The organism is Aliirhizobium cellulosilyticum (genome assembly GCF_014198105.1).
Taxonomy (GTDB): domain Bacteria; phylum Pseudomonadota; class Alphaproteobacteria; order Rhizobiales; family Rhizobiaceae; genus Neorhizobium; species Neorhizobium cellulosilyticum.
Window position 1 is genome coordinate 1 of sequence record NZ_JACIGW010000001.1, and the last position, 18,002, is coordinate 18,002.

At 59.0% G+C, this 18,002-nt stretch carries 11 protein-coding genes and 1 tRNA gene; 5 read left to right on the forward strand and 7 right to left on the reverse strand.

Features of this window, described 5'->3' with window-relative positions:
* Positions 1 to 16 precede the first annotated feature (16 nt).
* Positions 17 to 93 (forward strand) — tRNA-Met (locus GGE33_RS00005).
* Between the two features lie 265 nt (positions 94 to 358).
* Here the strand turns inward: GGE33_RS00005 and GGE33_RS00010 are convergent.
* The 7 genes from GGE33_RS00010 to GGE33_RS00040 form a co-directional block, all read right to left on the reverse strand.
* The gene (locus GGE33_RS00010; protein WP_183820756.1) at positions 359 to 1,546 is read right to left on the reverse strand and encodes a Wadjet anti-phage system protein JetD domain-containing protein; all 1,188 of its coding nucleotides are present in this window, start codon (positions 1,544 to 1,546) and stop codon (positions 359 to 361) included.
* Positions 1,543 to 5,007: an SbcC/MukB-like Walker B domain-containing protein gene (locus tag GGE33_RS00015; RefSeq protein WP_183820757.1), complete on the reverse strand. Its 3,465-nt coding sequence runs from the start codon at positions 5,005 to 5,007 to the stop codon at positions 1,543 to 1,545. Before GGE33_RS00015 ends, GGE33_RS00010 begins: the two co-directional genes overlap by 4 nt.
* Positions 5,004 to 5,645 (reverse strand): DUF4194 domain-containing protein, encoded by a 642-nt coding sequence (locus GGE33_RS00020; protein WP_183820758.1) that lies wholly within the window; start codon positions 5,643 to 5,645, stop codon positions 5,004 to 5,006. Before GGE33_RS00020 ends, GGE33_RS00015 begins: the two co-directional genes overlap by 4 nt.
* A gap of 1 nt (position 5,646) precedes the next feature.
* On the reverse strand, positions 5,647 to 7,158 hold the full coding sequence (locus GGE33_RS00025) for a Wadjet anti-phage system protein JetA family protein (RefSeq protein WP_183820759.1): 1,512 nt from the start codon (positions 7,156 to 7,158) through the stop codon (positions 5,647 to 5,649).
* 557 nt (positions 7,159 to 7,715) lie between these two features.
* On the reverse strand, positions 7,716 to 8,459 hold the full coding sequence (locus GGE33_RS00030; RefSeq protein ID WP_183820760.1) for an IclR family transcriptional regulator: 744 nt from the start codon (positions 8,457 to 8,459) through the stop codon (positions 7,716 to 7,718).
* A 126-nt stretch (positions 8,460 to 8,585) separates the two neighbouring features.
* A complete protein-coding gene (locus tag GGE33_RS00035) occupies positions 8,586 to 10,226 on the reverse strand; it encodes a hydantoinase B/oxoprolinase family protein (RefSeq protein ID WP_183820761.1) in 1,641 nt (546 codons plus the stop codon).
* Positions 10,226 to 12,277, reverse strand: coding sequence for a hydantoinase/oxoprolinase family protein (locus GGE33_RS00040; protein WP_183820762.1), 2,052 nt, complete (start codon positions 12,275 to 12,277; stop codon positions 10,226 to 10,228). Before GGE33_RS00040 ends, GGE33_RS00035 begins: the two co-directional genes overlap by 1 nt.
* Positions 12,278 to 12,728: 451 nt before the next feature.
* On the opposite strand from GGE33_RS00040, the gene GGE33_RS00045 reads away from it, so the two are divergent.
* The 4 genes from GGE33_RS00045 to GGE33_RS00060 all read left to right on the forward strand — a co-directional run bounded on the left by GGE33_RS00045 (position 12,729) and on the right by GGE33_RS00060 (position 17,987).
* The gene (locus tag GGE33_RS00045; protein ID WP_183820763.1) at positions 12,729 to 14,258 is read left to right on the forward strand and encodes an ABC transporter substrate-binding protein; all 1,530 of its coding nucleotides are present in this window, start codon (positions 12,729 to 12,731) and stop codon (positions 14,256 to 14,258) included.
* A 119-nt stretch (positions 14,259 to 14,377) separates the two neighbouring features.
* Positions 14,378 to 15,325 (forward strand): ABC transporter permease, encoded by a 948-nt coding sequence (locus GGE33_RS00050; protein WP_183820764.1) that lies wholly within the window; start codon positions 14,378 to 14,380, stop codon positions 15,323 to 15,325.
* The gene (locus tag GGE33_RS00055; protein WP_183820765.1) at positions 15,322 to 16,155 is read left to right on the forward strand and encodes an ABC transporter permease; all 834 of its coding nucleotides are present in this window, start codon (positions 15,322 to 15,324) and stop codon (positions 16,153 to 16,155) included. The genes GGE33_RS00050 and GGE33_RS00055 overlap by 4 nt, the downstream gene beginning before the upstream one ends.
* On the forward strand, positions 16,155 to 17,987 hold the full coding sequence (locus GGE33_RS00060; RefSeq protein ID WP_183820766.1) for an ABC transporter ATP-binding protein: 1,833 nt from the start codon (positions 16,155 to 16,157) through the stop codon (positions 17,985 to 17,987). The genes GGE33_RS00055 and GGE33_RS00060 overlap by 1 nt, the downstream gene beginning before the upstream one ends.
* Positions 17,988 to 18,002: the final 15 nt, after the last annotated feature.

The following is an 18,002-nucleotide window of genomic DNA, read 5'->3' on the forward strand; positions in this document are numbered from 1 at the left end:
AAAGGTTTGCGCTTGGCGCGGGGTGGAGCAGCCCGGTAGCTCGTCAGGCTCATAACCTGAAGGCCGCAGGTTCAAATCCTGCCCCCGCAACCAAACAAAAATGCCGCCCTGAAGGCGGCTTTTTTGTTTTGGTAAACGGTCACTGTACTCCGCTGACGACAAGAATAACACGACAGTCACCGAGGATCGGGGACAAAAAACCTCAACGCCCTGCCACAGCAACAAAAACAAACTTGTAGCATCTTCCAGTCAGCCTCCGCTTCGGCTTAGGGTTCTGCATCAAGGCTTTCTATGTTGATGAGAATATCCTGTTGCCGAAATAGACCGCGAAGTTAGCGGCAATGTGTCAAACGCCCCCTTAGCCCGGCAAACGAGGTGATAGGCTTTCCTGCTCGAGAACCAGCCCGGTTTCCCTCAGCGCGCACCATAGATGTTCAATTGCACTGCCGGAGGCACCTTGCGGAGGGAGGGGGGACCTGCCCACCGCAGCGACACCATATTGTGTAAGAATAGCAGCGTCCATCAGATGCGGCTGCAATTGCACACCCTGCGCCTGCAATGCTTTTTCGATATGCCTGAAGATCCGCACCCCGCCTGCATCGAGATCGCCCCAGTGGTAGCAGGCGGTACCGGCTTCGCGACAGAGGCGGGTGATCTGCCGGAGATGGCTCCGGGCCGGGAAGCCTGCGGTGTAGAGGACAAGGCCTTTCTGGCTGCCGTTGCATTCACGGGCATGGCGAATGAAGGATGTGTAGTTTTCGATCGTCAGGACATAGTCCACAGCATGGGAAAGCCCTATCGTCGCCGCCTGATCTGGAGGGAAGCCGTAGTAGGAAAGTGTCGGCAGTATTACTCCATCGATTGCGATCGGTCCGCTGAGCTGAAGTGGCTGCGGCATTCGCGAAACGCCGAATGTGGCCAGAGCCTCGTCCGTGTCGAGGCTTTCGGGTGTTCGCTGGCCGGGATAGAGGCGGGAATGGATGGCGACAACGCTTGAGGCCAGATGGTCGAGCGCCTTGCTGCCGGTATTGACGGAGCGGCAAAAGCTGCGGAAATCGATTGCGACAGCGGCCGGGTCGCTTGCCCGTTCCTGTAAACCGCGAGCAAGCAGCAACACATCCTTCAGGCTCGCCGTATCATTCGGCATGATCCCGAATTTCCGGACATTACGTGACCAGGCCGCGCCGATTTCGTCGAGCACCTCCCGCGCCGTTTCGGGGAGGTTCGGAAGCTCGTAGAAATCGGTCAGCAGGGTATGGACCTGATGGTGGGAAGGCACCCGGCCAAGATGACGATAGAGGATGTCTACATCGACAAGCCTGATCCGCAGGGCCGTGTCAGCGGAAGCTCTTGCCTTCTCCAGTTTCACCGCCCCCAGCTTCTCGGCCTTGCGGAGTGTCTCGATAAAACGATCACGCGCCTCCACGCTCGAAAAGGCTGCTTCGTTTGCATAACCGAAGAGAGCTGCCACACCCGGCTTTGCCTCATATCGGTCGAGCAGATTTGCGAGAAGCTTGCCGGCATCCCCAAAGCTTATGTGTTTCATGTGCCCGTATCCAGGCCGGCAGGAAGTTCCGAGCCGCCGGCCTTTATTCGGTCAGCCAGCTGGGCGTCGGTCATGTATTGTGGATTGCCGGCACGCATAAGGTCCTGCGCATAGGTTTTGATCCGGATGAACTCGGTGGTTGCCGCATTGCCGTGACGAAAGACGTCGGCGATACTGTCCATGTTTTCGTAAACGACGGCACGTTTTTCCGACGGCGCCGCAATCACGACCTGCAGGCCGATATCGCTGTAGAAGCCGAGCAGGGTGCGCTGGTTTGGACCGTCCATCTTGCTGAATGCTTCATCAAAAACGGCAAGTCCAAGCCCGAAATCCGCCCGTTCGGTGTGTCGACCTGCGCTATGGTAGATACTTGCCAGTGCCGCACCAATGATGACGTAATAGGGCACCTGGCGCTCTGCGCCGCTTGCTGTGCCCTTGCGTCGTTCGTAGCTGGTTTGCAGGCCCGTCTCGATGTTGCGTGTCGTCAGGTCGAACGAATAATAGTTCCGGTAATCCTGGTAGATGGTGAAATCCAGAGTCTCGTCGTTCAACAGCCTTTCGACCTCCGCCAGGGCCTGTGCATGTTGCTGGTCGCGCGGCGCTTCATGGCTGAACAGGGATTCGAAGACGCTCTCGTCATCCTGGCTTGCCTGTGCCAGCTGATACAGGCCCGATAGTTCAGGCTTCGGACGGGCATTCAGCGTATAGATCTCGTGGTTGAAGGGGCGGGATTTCAGCGCCCGGGCAAGCGTGTCTAGTTCGCCGGCCAGCTTGTTGAAGCGGTTGTTGAGTTCCTGCACGAAAGCTGTTCGCAGAAGGCGGCTGATCTGGCTTGCTGCTTCATCCGCCTGCTGCCTGTAGCGGATCAGCTCGTTTGCCTCCAGCATTGCGGTATTGGTTTCGATCCAGGCCCTGATCTCGGTCGAGATGGTCGCAGGTCCGATCAACGGCGCGGTGTTATCGAAGTTCAGCCGATAATGTGTAAGAGCATCGCGCAGCTCTCCTTCGCAGGCGCGAGCTTCGTCCTTTGTGTCTTCCGCGCGTTTCCTCATATCCGTTATGACGTTGGCAAGGGTTTTGGGGCGCTGGGCAAGATATGTTTCCCGAAGTGCGGCGAGTTGGGCGCGATTTCGAATTCTCTGGCGAAAGAGGTCGCGGCGCATTGAAAAATGGGCCCGTGATCCAAGCTGGTTTCCAACACCACCGAGCGTAAGGCGTATTTCTGTCAGACCGGCCGTGAGCTGGCCGCGTTTTACCAGGCATTCACTTCTGTCGTCCCGGACGTTTTGCAATCTCTGCTTTATCTGTTCAAGAGCAGCCCTGAGGGCCGGATCTATGCTCGACACGACCCGATCGATCTGTTGCTGCAGATCTGCACGTTTTTCATCAAGCTGGTTGATTTCAGAAGCGAGGCTTTCCAATTGGTCGGCAGCCTCGACCGGTTGCATCAAGGCCTCCAGCCGCCTTGCCAGGTCGTCATAGAACTTCTCGTTCTGAACATGATTGTCGATCAGCCCGCGCTGCTCCTGGACCTGCCTTGCAAGATCCTCCTGCATCAGCGGCGCTGCAGCACGGCCGATCTTCAGGCCGCCCTGAGCATGCAGGACTTCCACGACCATATCATTGTTATAGGTGCCGTCCTTCATGATGGCACGGCCGCCGTCCATGAGCTCGGATTGGGTATGGGCAAGGCGCACTTTTCCAATACGGAAATCGATGAAGGCGGCTGCAAGCGGATCGTCGCTCTTCATGACGCCTGCAAGCGAGCCGGGTTGTGCTTCCAGTGTCCTTGTTGCAAGACGTCGCGTGTTGATGACGCGGCAGCCGCGGAAACCGTTTCTGTCGGCCCGCAGGATTTCGACAGCGCGCGCGGCATGTTCCGGATCGACGATGATGGCTTCGCGGTCGCGGGCAAGCAGTGCCTCCGCGGCATAACGCCAGTTTTCGTCGATGATTTCGGTGACTTGGCACAGGGCGCGTGGACGCATGCCCTCTCTTTGCAAGGCGCTGATAAGTCTCGCCGTCGCCGCCTCCAGCGGCACCTGGCCCGAGCGTGCGTCCTGTAATCGGTCCTGTAACCCTTTCAGCTCTGTCTCGAGGTTCTTGCGCCAGGTGATTGCCTCGTCGCGCCGCTCCAGCAACTTGGTCTGGCTCGAACCCGCCTGCGCTCTGGCGGCTTCGATCAGATGCTCCATTTCTGTCGGGTTACGGGGCCATGCGGGTGGGCTGTGATCTCCGGTTTTCAGGCGAATGGTGTCGAGTGTCTCGAATAACCGCCCGAGTTTCAGGGGCGCCAGCTTTTCGCGATAATCGAGAAGGGATACCGCGCGTATCGTATCCACAAACCGTTGTTGCAGCCGGGTCGCCGTGGCAGAGCGGGCCTGTTCCTTCAACCTGAGTCCTGCGGTCAGCAAGGATTTCTGCGAGGTCACGTCCTGTGCGGCGATTTGCGCCTGAAGGATTTCCTCGTCTTCGACAAGCAGTTTGTGTTCGTCATCAAGGCGGGTGATTTCCGACCTCACGTGTTCAAGCTCGACAGTCATCCGGCGGAGTGTGCGAAGTTTTGCAACAAATGCCGCACCGGATTCGATGAGTCCCGCCAGCCTTTCGACACCACGGGCAATATCTTCCTGTTCGAGCAGGACCACATATTCACCAACCAGCTTCTGCATGATGCGCAACGCTTCAAGGCGTCGCTCCAGTTCGTGGATGTCCTTCTGGATATCGCGGTATCGCTGGATCGATTCCCGCAATTCACCGATGTCGATGTCATCCTTTTCCAGTAGGAAACGTCGCACGAAATCCTCAACCGACCGCATCTCCTCGAAAGACAGGGCGGTTATGAAAGCGCGGATGAAACGTTCCGGATCGCCGTGCCTGCGGCCGGTAAAAAGAAGGCGCATATATTCGCGGATGAAATTGCGCGCGACGTCCGGTCTGAGAAGCGTGGTTCCCTGTTCCGCGCAGGCCTGTTCAAGCCTTGAGCGGACAAGTGGCCAAGATGCCGATCGTTGTTGCCCGTCGGGCAAATCCTCGATCAGCATATCGGTGTGAACACGGACTCCCTGGGCGACATAACGGCCGACGACCTGGGCATCCTCGGTGGCCGATGCCTCGATGCAAAGCCCTATGCTTACGGGTTTGCGCAGGCCATCGGGATCATCGAAGACGAGCGCTATATGGGTGACGGATTGCTCGCGAAGGACGTGGTGTTCATTCAGCTGTCCCAGGCAGTAACCGCGCAAGGTCCGTTCCGATCGGCTGCTGCCGGTTTCGCCAGCAGAGCGGTTGAAACGATAGTAGCGAGTGGAGCCCCCAGCCATGACGGCCTGAATAAGGTCGATCAGCGTCGATTTTCCCGACGTGTTTTGGCCGAGGATTGCACTATTGCCGGAAATATCGAGGTCTTCTTTGTGGAAGAGGTGCCATTGCACCAGCGAGATACGGCTGAGCTGCATCATTCGGCGGCATCCTTGTCTTCCTCGGAAAGTTCTTCGTCATTGTCCTGAAAATCCGGACCAGACAGGAGTTGTTCGACGCCAGTCAGGTGCTGCGTGCCACTCACCGTGTCGACGAGAGCCCGGATAATGAGGGGCATGTCATGCGCTTCGTCATCAAATTCGCCGAGCCTGACGATCGCCCGTCTTTCGAGGGATTGTACGAGATTTCTGAATTCGGTTATTCCCAGCGCAGGCCTGCGGCTGCCGCCCACCATGTCCTGATAGGCGTCGTAAGCCTCGTTGAGCGTTGTCAGCATGTTTCCGTATTTTCCGAGATCGCCTTCGCCCCAAAGCCGGCGCATGAGGAGAAGAACCAGCGTCTCGTCAATTCGCATCCGCGGGCCGGTGATGATTTCCGTATCGGGAAGAATGCCGGCCCAGCCTTGTATGTCGCGCACCACGAGGCGATAACCCGCGACTTCGAAATAGCTTGCCACGAGTTTTTCAATGTCCGGCCGCAGGAGCGTCTCCATCATGCCGGGCGCGCCGCGGTCGTCGAGATGAAAGAACTGATGGCGCAGCAAGTGATTGATCACATGGGTGACGCGCTCCAGACGTTTCGGGTCGCGTTCACCCAGATTACGGAATTCGATGAGCATCTCAGTTTTCCCGGTATGTGTTGGAGCGGGTGCGGGCAACGCTGAAGTCCGCGCATTGCAGCCAGTCATTGTCGACGATTGCATCGGCCACCGGTGTGAGAATGAACCGGGTAGCAAGGAGATTGGCCAATGGATTGTCGCTCGGCTTTTCCGGCGCATTCGAATGGGCGATCAAACGTAGTGCCTCGAAAGCCAGGAAATCGTCGATCGTGTCGATCCGGAAGCGGCTGGCCCGGGTTTCACCAATCGCGGATACGCGACTTTCGAGGAAATGCATGACCTGTTCGGGTCTGACGGCCAGCCTTTGCATATAAATACGTTCGAGATGTTTTCTCAGTTCCCAGACTGGATCGACCGGCGGAAGCGCCAGTACGTCGCTGACAATCGGCTGGCGCGTATTACGCGGGCGGGCGAGAAGAAAAGGCGAGAGAGGCGGCAGGCGAGGCTCAATCATGCCCGGTATCGTGGCCTCTGCCCTGCCTGCGGCAATCAGTTTGTCGAGCCTGAGCAGGACCGAGCTGCTGCGAAGAAGAAAGCCGCCGCTACGGCGTCCGGCATATCGCACGGTATTGCGCAATCGGGTCTCAAGTCTTGCCCGATGCTGCTGAATGGCTTCGAAAGCATCTTCTATCTGGTCGAAGACGTTGCGGATACGCTGCAGGTCGTCGTGAACCAGTTCGCGGGCACTGGCAATCTCGGTTGAAAGACGCGCTTCCAGATAGGCATCCGCGATCGCTCCGATATCCGCGATGTTATCCTCAAGCGTGTTGAGTGCCTCGATAATTCTGTAACGATAGCGGTATGGATGAGAGGTTGTCGTTATTGCGGCATAGTCCTGCAGCAGAACCCGCTCGACGAAATCTTCGAAATAGTGCTTGAGGCGGTCGCTGATGTTTTCGCTGGCAACGACCTGTTTGTCGATTTCGCGCAGGGCCGACAGGACGCTGCGCATGTATCGTCCGAAAGAGGCGGCATCGCGTGCGGCCTTGTGCAGACCCAGCGCATTTTCACGGGCGTTCAGTTGCAGATGGTCGAGGTTGGTTTTTACCTGCACCACCAGGCCGCCGAGCTGTTCCGAAACGCCGGCAGTCAAGCCACTCAGGAATTCCGCAAGGCGCATTGCACCGGGTGGCATGTCGACGGTGATCTTCAAACCATAGTGGATCGGCTCAAGCCAGCCGGTTGCTATAAGGCGGTAATAGATATGCCGAGCTCGCATCATGGCGTCGCTGCTGGCGATCGGGTCGGCTTTCTCGTTGCGGCGGCGCCGGATCCGGCGGCCTCTTCCCGTCGCAAGCTGATCCAGCACGATAGGTCTTTCGTCATCTCTCCACAGGAGAGGCTGTTCCGCCAATTGATCGTAGATCAGCGTGAGCAAATCGTTCTGACTGGGGAAATACAGGTCGGCCTGATAAAAACGCTCGTAAATTTTGGCGATGACGTTCTCATAGATATGCCTGTTGGAGCCGGAAAACACCGTGAATATGTCGGCGTGCAATTTTCCAAACAGCATCGGCACTTCTTTCGCCTATGGTCGATCTACTGCCATTTCGCAGGCGCGCGTATCCGGTCGTCGAGCCGCTTGGATGCAGATCGTGACACACGACACGCCTCGATCAGCGTCCAACTGAGTGCCAGAAATATTGACGCGTAAACATGCATAAGATCAATTTATGGTTGATTATTTTGCCTGATCATCGCTGGCGTGTGGTGTGGTGTGGTAGCTATGCCACCAATACGGATCGGCTTTTATCTGAGACCGTCAAGGTAGCCGCTTCCCTTGATCCGGGCAGAGGACGGACGCAATTCCCTGATGTTCTGGTGCGCGCAACGGCGCTTGAAACGTCTATAAAATCGCTTCCTGACACCAGAATACCCATTATCAGAGTAATCTATGTACCGTTGTAAAACTCGCATGGAGCTGCCAGACGCTGGGTGGCTTACCGGCGGAAAAATCACGCAGATAAAGCAACTCTCGGAGTGCCCCGGTCAATTCGCTCGTGGTTGAAGGCTCGACGGCGTAATGTGTCCGCCGGAGGCTTATCGGCAGCTGGTTTTCCCGCGGGCCGGTTAGTCCAGATGTCTTTGCAGGCTTCTCATCAGCGCTTTAAGATCGGCAATACCTGTGTCATTCGGCAAAAGAAGCGAGATCGCGGCCTGGCTGTTGAAGGTGTTTGCCTTTTCGGCAGGGAAGGCGATCGTTTTGATCTCGCCGCCGCCGTGTTTTCTCGTGCCGAAGACGTAACCTTCCGTCTTCAGCATGGTGATTTCCTGCATGACGGTATCAGCGTCGACGCCCCATTGGCCGTAGCGCTCGGTATTGATCTCGATGATCCTGTCGCGGGCAGCTTCTTCCATCTGCGCCAGGACGCAAACGCCACCGAGCCCGACGCCGAGCGGCAGACGCCCACCGACGCCTTCGAACAGGGCCTGCATGGGAAGGGTGCCCAGTGCGAAATCCAGACAGACGGAATCCAGCCCTGAGCGCACCATAAGATAACTCGATAACCCGGTTTCGGCGCTTATGCTGATCAGTGCCGGGCGATAGAAATTCACCATGTCGTTGATGCTGTGCGACTTGTTGGCCAGTGCATAGATGCCGGGGCCTAGTCGATAGGCGCCGCGTCGGCCGGATTGCTCGACAAGGCCGAATTGCCCCAGCGCGACAAGCGCCCGGTGGACGGCGGATTTGGCGTCGTCCAGTTGCGTCGCGAGGTCGGAAAGCGTCAGGCCCGGCGGGTTGGCATCGGCGAGCGCCATGAGGATCTCGGCCGCGCGCATGACGTTGCTCGACGATTTCTTTTCCGCGCTCAATTTCCTGTCCTCCAAAGGCAGTGTATCGGCCTGCAGTTCTTCGACAGTGCAGGCCGATACGGGTTCAAGCTGTGAAACGTTTCCACCCGGCTTGTCAATTCCGGGCGGAATGCAACCAGGGTTAGGTTAGCTGTAAAGCGATGCGGCTTCGCCGGCCGTCAACCGTCCTTCACGCACGTCGCGCTCGACCTCGTTCTTCTGGCGGCCGGTCGGGGCTCCGTAACCGCCTGCGCCGGGGGTTACGATTTCCAGGAGATCGCCGGCCTTGAGGTCGACCGAACCGTCGACGAAGACGTCGCGGTTGCCGTTGAGCGAGAAGTAACCGCGGGCGCCTTCGAGCCCGCCATCGATGCCCCACGGTGCGGAGATCAGGCGCGAGCCCATGACCTGCACGCGGCAATCGTCCTGCGCCCGGTAGACACGGCGAAGGCCCATGCCGCCGCGGAACGTGCCGGCACCACCGGAACCATCCACCAGTTCATAACGCAGAAGCGTGATCGGGTATTCGTTCTCGAGCGCTTCGACGGGCAGGTTGGAGGTGTTGGTCATGTGCACATGCACGCCATCCAGTCCATCCTTGTTCCAGCGTGCGCCGGAACCGCCACCGATGGTTTCGAGATAGACCCAGAGGCTCTTGTCGGGCCTTGTGCCGTTGAAGCTCGCGACGCCGACAGAGCCGTTGGAGGCGGCGGTGACCCGGTGCGGGATGACCTGGGCGAAGGCGCCGTGGACTAGATCGACGACACGCTGGCAGGCGGTGATGCGGCCATCCACGGCTGCCGGGTGTCCGCAACGCAGTAGGCTGCCTTCTTCCGCCGTCACATGGATCGGGCGAGCAAGGCCTGCATTCGGCAGGATGGTCGGATCGACTATCGACTTTACCGCGTAATAGACGGTTGCCAGAAGTGCCGTATAGACGACGTTGAGGCCGGCGCGGACCTGTGGCGGGCTGACGAAATCGAGGTGAACCTCATCGCCCCTGACTTCGATCGTGACACCGAATTCCAGTTCGCCGACAAGCGATTCGCTGTCGAAACGGTCCTTGAAGGAATAGGTGCCGTCGGGGATGGAGGCGATGCCGAGGCGCATCTTGCGCTCCGCATAGTTCATCAGTTCGGCGCCTGCGGCCAGAACCGTGTCGAGACCGTATTTCTCGCAGAGTTCGTTGAGACGGGTAATGCCGAGGCGGTTTGCCGCCATCTGGGCGCGAAGGTCGGAAACGCGCTCATGCGGTACCTGGCAGTTGAGCAGGAAGAGGCGCTGGATATCCTCCTGCAGCACGCCTTCCCTGTAGAGGCGGACCGGCGGAATACGCAGGCCTTCCTGATAGATATGCGCATGGCCGCGATCGGCGAAGTCGGAATGGTGGGCGGTGTTGATGGCCCATGCCACGAGCCGGTTTTCAACGAAGATCGGCGAGGCCATGACGATATCGGGCAGGTGGGTGCCGCCACCCTCATAGGCATCGTTGCCGATGAAGATGTCGCCGGGCTTGATGTTTTCCAGACCCGGCGTCTTCATCAGATAAGGGATGAAGCCGATGAAGCTGCCGAGATGCATCGGGATATGCTCGGCCTGGCAGAGCATCGCGCCATTGGCATCGAAGAGCGCCGTCGAGCAGTCGCGGCGTTCCTTGATATTGGTGGAATAGCTGGCGCGGACGAGCGCTTCGCCCATTTCCTCGACGGTCGAAGCAAAAGCGCTGGCAATCACTTCAACGGTAATCGGATTGATGGCCGTGGTTTGTTCCTGATTGACGTTCAGCATCACTTCGCCTCAAGCATGAGATTGAGATAGGCATCGACGGTTGCGGTCGTATCCATCGGCACGACGGTGGTGGTATCCATCTGGTCGATGATCGCGGGGCCATGGACGACGTTGCCGGCCTTCAGCTTGGCACGGTCGTAAAGCGTCGCGGTGACGAAGCCGCCAGCTTCCATCATCCAGACTTCGCGCGAACCGGTGATCGCCGCAGACGAGTCCGGGCCTTCGATTTCCGCCGGTTGGAACTGTGCCTTTTCGACAAGGCCGCTGGCGGCGACGCGGAAGGTCACCATCTGCACCGGCTCGCCTTCGGCGATGAAGCCGTAAAGCTGGCGATGGGCGTTGAGGAAAGCTTCCTCGATCGCTTCAAAGGTCGCAGCCGTGACCTTTCCTGCCGGGACCGGGACGGAGATCTCGTAGTTCTGGCCGGCATAACGGACGTCGACCGTGCGGGAAATCTGCTGTGCAGACGGGGCAATGCCTTCACTGTCGAACCAGGCATAGGCCTTGGCTTCGAGGGCGGCGTAGATTTCACCGATGCCATCAGCGCTTGCCTCGTCGAGGCGGGTCAGCTGGGTGGAGGAGAAATCGGTACGCAGGTCGGTCATCAGCAGGCCGAGCGCGCAAAGCACGCCGGGGGTGCGCGGGATGAGGATGCGCTTCATGCCGAGTTCTTTTGCCAGACGCGCGGCGTGAACCGGGCCGGCACCGCCGAAAGCGACCATGGTGTATTCGCGCGGATCGTGGCCGCGCTGCACGCTGATGACGCGGATGGCTTTTGCCATGTTGGCGGCGACGATATCGAGAATGCCGTTTGCCGTTTCGAGAACGCCCATGCCGAGCTTGTCGGCCAGAGTCTGGATTGCGGCGCGCGAAAGTTCCTGGTCGATCTTCATGCGGCCGTTGAGCAGGTATTTCGGGTTCTGCGTCTGCAGAAGCACGTTGGCGTCCGTTACCGTCGGTTCCGGGTTGCCGAGACCGTAGCAGGAGGGGCCGGGATTGGCGCCGGCGCTGCGCGGGCCGACCTTGAGGAAACCGCCATTATCGACATAGGCGATCGAACCGCCGCCGGCGCCGACCGTGTGAATGTCGAGCATCGGCGCCTTGATCGGATAACCGTGCACGACGGATTCGTTGACGACTTGGCATTTGCCGCCGGTCAGAAGCGCGACGTCGCTCGAAGTGCCGCCCATATCGAAGGTGATGAGGTTCTCGATGCCGGTCATGCGGCCGATCGCCTGTGCGGCGACGACACCGGTGCTCGGGCCGGACAGTACGGTGCGGACCGGCAGATCCGCTGCCGCATCAAAACCGATGACGCCGCCATTCGACTGGGTCAGCTGCGGGGCGACGGAAATGCCGAGGTCCTTCAGCTTGCCGCTGAGCGCATTGACGTAACCCTTCATCACCGGGCCGAGATAGGCATTGACGACCGTGGTCGACAGGCGCTCGAACTCGCGGAATTCCGGGGCGATTTTGTGCGACAGCGCGGAGAAGGCTTCAGGGAACTCTTCTTCGAGAATGCGGCCGGCGATCGCCTCGTGTTCGGAATTCAAAAAGCTGTAGAGGAAGCAGACGGCGACCGACTTGACGCCGGCCTTTTTCAGTTCTCGGACGGCGGCGCGGAACTCTTCCTCGTCGAGCGAGGTCTCGGTTTCGCCGTTCGACAGGACGCGTTCCTTGACGCCGATGCGCAGGTCGCGGCTGACCAGCGTATCGGGCTTGTCGGCCTGGATGTCATAGAGGTCAGGGCGCTTCTGGCGGCCGATTTCGAGAAGGTCACGGAAACCGTCGGTGGTAATCAGGCCCGTCTCGACGCCGCGGCCCTGAATGAGCGCGTTGGTGGCGACCGTCGTGCCGTGACCGAGGAAGGCAACCTCGGCGGCGGTGGTGCCGACTTCGCGGATGCCTTCTTCCACCCCTTGAGTGATACCGCGGGATGGATCGTCCGGGGTGGACGATACTTTCCAGATCTTCACTTCGCCGGTGTTCTCTTCAAACAGACATACATCGGTAAACGTACCGCCGGAATCCACGCCAATGCGCCAGACCATGAAGTTCCCCTTCTTGTTTTGAGGCCGTTTGCCCCGAGGTGCCTTCATGTAAGAACCAGAAATGAAAATCGTCAACTAAATTCCAATAAATGGATCATATATTATTTTATGGACCGACTATCGGAATAACGTGGTGATTTTTGATGATTGGCAGTCATAAGGAGACGTATTTATTCCTATAATCGGACTAATGATAATTATTTGGCCCTTTTATTGGAATTGAGCTTGACGATTTTCATTTCTGGTCCTTAGCTTGAACCAACGGAAACCATCGGCCGCAAGCCTTTCGGATTTCCTTTAAGCCGCCGCTTCGTCATCGGGTGGAATGGATGATTAAGGGAGCGCGGCAAGACAGGTCGATGCTTGATAGCAAGGCATCCGCGAAAGCATGAAGACATGCGCGCCGTGCCTTGAAGCCAGAAACAGACAGATCATAAAAGAGGGAACTGCTATGATTGTTAATCGCCGAGATCTCCTGAAATATCTCGCAATCTCCAGCGCCGCCGCAGCACTTCCCGGTCAGCTTTTTGCTGCTCCGGCAGCCAAGACCCTGCGGGTCGGCCTGTCCACCTATCCGTCGCATTTTCGTCCATGGATCAATGTCGGTTATGCGGGTCAGCTCGTTTCGGCCCTGATCAACCGCAACCTCGTCACCTATGACGCGAAGGGGCAGTTGGTCGGCGAACTGGCGGAAAGCTGGACGCGCGAAAACGATCTGACCTGGGCCTTCGTGCTCAAGGACGTGAAATTCTCCAACGGCCAGAAGGTGACCTCGGCCGACGTGAAGTGGACGCTGGAAAAGATCGCCGCCGAAGGCTCGGGTGCCTATATGCGCGATCCGGTGACCCAGATCGCCTCTATTGAGATTGTCGACGACCGCAATTTCAAGCTCGTCACCAAGGCACCGGACGTGACCATTCCCTCGGTCATGGCTTATCCCTTCCTCGCCATCATTGCGGCCGGTTCCACCGACGCCCAAGAGCAGGGTATCGGTGCCGGACCCTTCACCATCGTTTCCGCCGAAAAGGGCGTCGGCATTTCGCTGACTGCCTCAGAGCATTATTTCAAGGAAGGCCTGCCCTCCTTCAAGGATGTGCAGATCACCCCTTATGCGGATGAGAACCTGCGCGTTGCGGCACTCACCGCCGGCGATGTCGACCTGATCGACTACGTGCCGTGGAGTGCGATGGACACGATCGACAAGGACGCCAATCTCAAGCTCGACGCCATGGCCTCCGGTGCGTTCATGTATCTGAGCTTCAACGGTTCGGGCGTGTTCAAGGATTCGAAGCTGCGCCAGGCGGTTGCCTTTGGCATTCGCCGCGAGGAAATCGTCAACACCGTGTTTTATGGCCGCGGCGCTCCGCTTGCCGGCGTTCCACGCCCGTCTGTCTCGCCTTACTACAACAAGGAACTGGCCAATTACTGGTCTTATGATCCGGCAAAGGCAAAGGCCCTGCTGAAGGAAGCGGGTCACGAGAACGGTCTTGAGATCTCGCTGCTTGCAACCTCGCAATATACGATGCATTCCGGCATTGCCGTGCTGGTCCAGTCGCATCTGGCCGAAATCGGCATCAAGGTGAACCTGACCATGCCGGACTGGGCAACCCGCGTAACCATGGGCAATCGCGGTATCGGCGACTTTGCGGTCCAGGGCATCGGTATCGATACGCTCGATCCGGATGCGGCGGCAACCGTTATCGATCCGTCGCTGACCCAGACCTTCCTTCGCAGCCGTAATTTCGAGGTTCCGGGCCTGACCGATCTGCTGCAGCGTGGCCGCCAGGAGGGCGACGAAGCCAAGCGCATCGCGCTTTACGCCGAAGTCGACAAGCTCGTCTGCGATAATACCAGCTTCTGCGGCCTTGCCTATCGCGCGACGGGTTTTGCCCGCAACAAGACTGTCGGCAATCTCGAACTGCTGCCGGACCAGATGTCGCCCTTCTCGGCAACGCTGTTCGACAAGCTGGCGCTTGCCTGACACCATCTCCCCCAGCGCCTCCACTTGCGTTTGACGCAGGTGGAGGCGGAAATGGCATCGGCAGCCGTGTCGCATGACTGCGGCGGCCTTTGCCGTGACGAAAAGAGAATAGGGGCTATATGTTCTGGTTTCTGAGACGCGGGATTGCCAGTCTGATCATGTTATGGGTGATCGTGACGCTGGTCTTCATGTCCATCCACTTCGTTCCCGGTGACCCCGTCGAACTGCTTCTGTCGCAGGATGGCGCTTCGGCCGATCCGGCAACCGTGCAGATGATCCGCGAGGATCTCGGGCTGAACCGCCCGATCGTCGAGCAGTATATGGAGAAGCTGAAGGGCCTTGCTTCCTTCGATCTAGGGCGTTCGATGGTCGATGATAGTTCGGTTTCTGCAGAGATCGCGCGACGGCTGCCGCGTACGCTGGAACTGATCGGGCTTGCGGCGTTGATCAGTCTGGTGATCGGAATTCCGGCCGGCATCTATGCTGCACTTCACACAGGCAGGTCGTTCGATCGCGTTGCATCCTATGTCGCGGGTTTTGCCCAGGGGATTCCGGTCTTCGTGCTGGGCACGCTTCTTATTCTTGTTTTCTCGCAGATGCTGAAACTGACCTCTGCGGGCGGTTTCGTGGCGTTTTCGCAGGCACCGGGCAAGCACATGATGCTGTTGCTGATGCCGGCATTTTCCATCGGCATCGGCCTTGCCGCGATTGTTTTCCGGATCACCCGCGCCTCGACGCTGGAAGTGCTTCCGCTCGATTATGTGCGCACCGCGCGCGCCAAGGGGTTGGGCGACCGCCGTATCGTGCTCCACCACATCCTTCGCAATGCGCTGATCCCCGTCATCACCATTTTCGCGCTGCAGATCGGCTCGCTTCTCGGCGGCACGGTGCTTGTCGAATATGTGTTCAACTGGCCGGGGCTCTCGGGAATGCTGGTCAGCGGCGTCAATGCCCGTGACTATCCGACCGTGACCGGCGTCATTCTGGTGATTTCGGCGCTTTTCATCGGCCTCAACTTCCTGGTCGATGTTCTCTACGGCCTGACTGATCCGCGGGTGCGCAAATGACCGGAACGTCCTTGAAATTCACACCACGCCAGATCCCGGCCTATCTTCTGGCCCTGTTGCTCGTCATCAGTCTTCTCGCTCCCGTTCTGCCGCTGCAGGACCCGTTGCTGATGGATACTGCGGCCCGTTTTGCCGGTCCGTCGGCCCAGCATCTGTTCGGTCAGGATGAATTTGGCCGCGACATTCTCGTGCGTCTCATTTTCGCGCTGCGAAACTCGCTGATCGTGGCCTTTGCCGCAGCCATTCTGGCGGGTGTCATCGGCACGGCGCTTGGCGTTCTGGCCGGTTATTCACGCGGGCTGACCGAAATGCTGGCGATGCGGTTCATCGATATCGTGCTCTGCTTTCCGCCGCTGCTGCTCGCGATGCTGGCCGTGACGCTTTACGGGCCGGGACCGGTGACGCTCATTCCGGTTCTGGCGATCGTCTTCGTGCCAAGTTTTACGCGCGTCGCGCATGCCAGCGTGCTTTCCGTTCGCTCGCAGGATTATGTCGAGGCCGTGCGCAGCATGGGCGCGAGCAATGCGCGGGTTATGTTTTCCACCATCCTGCCGAATATCGCCGGTCCGCTGATCGTGCAGTTTTCGTTCACTGTCGCAGTCACCGTGGTGCTGGAATCCGGCCTGTCCTTCCTCGGGCTCGGCGTGCTGCCGCCGGCGCCATCGCTCGGGCTGATGATCGGGACGGGCCGCGCGACGCTGGCGCAGGCGCCGATGCTGTTGGTCTGGCCCTGTGCAGCGCTGACGGCGATGATCCTCATACTCAATGCCTTCTGCGACGACCTGCGTGACAGGCTCGATCCGAAATCCAGCAAGATCAGGGGGCAGTGATGTCGATAGCCGAAACCACAACAAAGCCCGGCCTGTCGATTTCCGGTCTGAACATATCCTTTCGCAACAAGGACGGATGGACCTCGGTCGTGCGCAATCTCGGCTTCGATATCGCACCGGGCGAGACCGTCGCGATCGTCGGTGAATCCGGTTCGGGCAAGAGCGTCACTGCACTGTCCGTGCTCGGCCTGTTGCCGCAGCAGTCGACTCGGATCGAAGGTTCGATCCGGCTGGGAGACAAGGAGCTTCTCTCCCTTTCGCCGAAAGACCTGAAGGCGCTGCGCGGTAACGAGATCGCGATGATCTTTCAGGAGCCGATGACCTCGCTCAACCCGACAATGTGCATTGGTGAGCAGATTGCGGAATCCATCATCGCCCATCGCGGTATCTCGAAGGGAGAGGCCAAGATCGAGGCGATCCGGCTGATGGAAAAGGTGCATATCCCGTCTGCGGCACGGCGTTACGGTGAATATCCGCACCAGTTTTCCGGCGGCATGCGCCAGCGCGTGATGATCGCCATCGCGCTTGCCTGCAAGCCGGCACTGCTGATTGCCGACGAGCCGACGACCGCACTCGACGTGACGATCCAGGCGCAGGTGCTGAACCTGATCAAGGAGTTGCAGGAAGAAGAGGGCATGGCCGTTCTCTTTATCACCCACGACATGGGCGTGGTGGCCGAAGTCGCCGACCGCATGGTGGTGATGTATCGCGGTGACGTGGTGGAAGAGGGCACGACGACCGAGATCTTCGCCAATGCCCGGCATCCCTACACCAAGGCCCTGCTTTCCGCCGTGCCGCAGCTGGGATCGATGAACGGCTCAAGCGATCCGCAGCCTTTTGCCATCTACGATATCAATACCGGCCTTGCTGCCGAGGCTTCGGTGTTGCAATCCACCATCGATACATCGGAAGTTCTGCTCGATGTGAAGGACCTGTCGGTTCGTTTTCCGGTGCAGCAAACGATTTTCGGCAAGGTGACCGCGCGTGTGCATGCGGTCGAGAATGTCAGCCTGACGCTTGCGCGCGGGGAAACGCTGGCGATCGTCGGGGAATCGGGCAGCGGCAAGTCCACGACGGGCAAGCTGATCACCGGCCTGCTGCATCCGACAGCGGGCAAGGTGGAGATCTGTGGCAAGCCGATGCGCAGCGACATGCGGCAATCGCTCAGCCGTTCGGTGCAGATGATTTTCCAGGATCCGTTCGCCAGCCTCAATCCGCGCCTGACGGTTGGCCGGGCGATCACCGAGCCGCTGCGCATCCACAAATTGGCAACGGAGAAGGAGCAGGACGAGATTGCAGCCTCGCTGCTAACCCGCGTCGGCCTGTCGCCGGAGATTGCGAAACGGTATCCGCACGAATTTTCCGGTGGCCAGCGGCAGCGTATCTGTGTTGCCCGAACGCTGGCGCTGAAACCGAGCGTGATCATCGCCGACGAGGCGGTGTCGGCGCTCGACGTTTCGGTGAAGGCGCAGGTGGTCAACCTGCTTCTGGAACTGCAGCAGGAGATGCAGCTCGGCTTCATCTTCATCAGCCACGACATGGCCGTGGTCGAGCGGATCAGCCACCGGGTGGCAGTGATGTATCTCGGCGAAATCGTCGAGATCGGGCCGCGGGCGGCGATCTTCTCCAATCCGGTTCATCCCTATACGCGCCGTCTCATCGAGGCCGTGCCGGTGCCCGATCCGTCGCGACGGCGTGACCGCCACAAGATTGCCGACAGCGAGATCCGTAGCCCGGTGCGGCCCGGAGACTACGTGCCACCTGCGCGGACCTATCGCGAAGTATCGCCGGGCCATCTGGTGCAGGACGCCGGCCCGGAATGGGCGGCTTGAATTTTCAAATAGACC

Bases quoted from the DNA above. Each gene is read 5' to 3' on its own strand.
- GGE33_RS00050 (WP_183820764.1), top strand. From the start codon at position 14,378: ATGTTCTGGTTTCTGAGACGCGGGATTGCCAGTCTGATCATGTTATGG.
- GGE33_RS00010 (WP_183820756.1), bottom strand. From the start codon at position 1,546: ATGAAACACATAAGCTTTGGGGATGCCGGCAAGCTTCTCGCAAATCTG.
- GGE33_RS00060 (WP_183820766.1), top strand. From the start codon at position 16,155: ATGTCGATAGCCGAAACCACAACAAAGCCCGGCCTGTCGATTTCCGGT.
- GGE33_RS00035 (WP_183820761.1), bottom strand. From the start codon at position 10,226: ATGCTGAACGTCAATCAGGAACAAACCACGGCCATCAATCCGATTACC.
- GGE33_RS00020 (WP_183820758.1), bottom strand. From the start codon at position 5,645: ATGCTCATCGAATTCCGTAATCTGGGTGAACGCGACCCGAAACGTCTG.
- GGE33_RS00045 (WP_183820763.1), top strand. From the start codon at position 12,729: ATGATTGTTAATCGCCGAGATCTCCTGAAATATCTCGCAATCTCCAGC.
- GGE33_RS00015 (WP_183820757.1), bottom strand. From the start codon at position 5,007: ATGATGCAGCTCAGCCGTATCTCGCTGGTGCAATGGCACCTCTTCCAC.
- GGE33_RS00040 (WP_183820762.1), bottom strand. From the start codon at position 12,277: ATGGTCTGGCGCATTGGCGTGGATTCCGGCGGTACGTTTACCGATGTA.
- GGE33_RS00025 (WP_183820759.1), bottom strand. From the start codon at position 7,158: ATGCTGTTTGGAAAATTGCACGCCGACATATTCACGGTGTTTTCCGGC.
- GGE33_RS00055 (WP_183820765.1), top strand. From the start codon at position 15,322: ATGACCGGAACGTCCTTGAAATTCACACCACGCCAGATCCCGGCCTAT.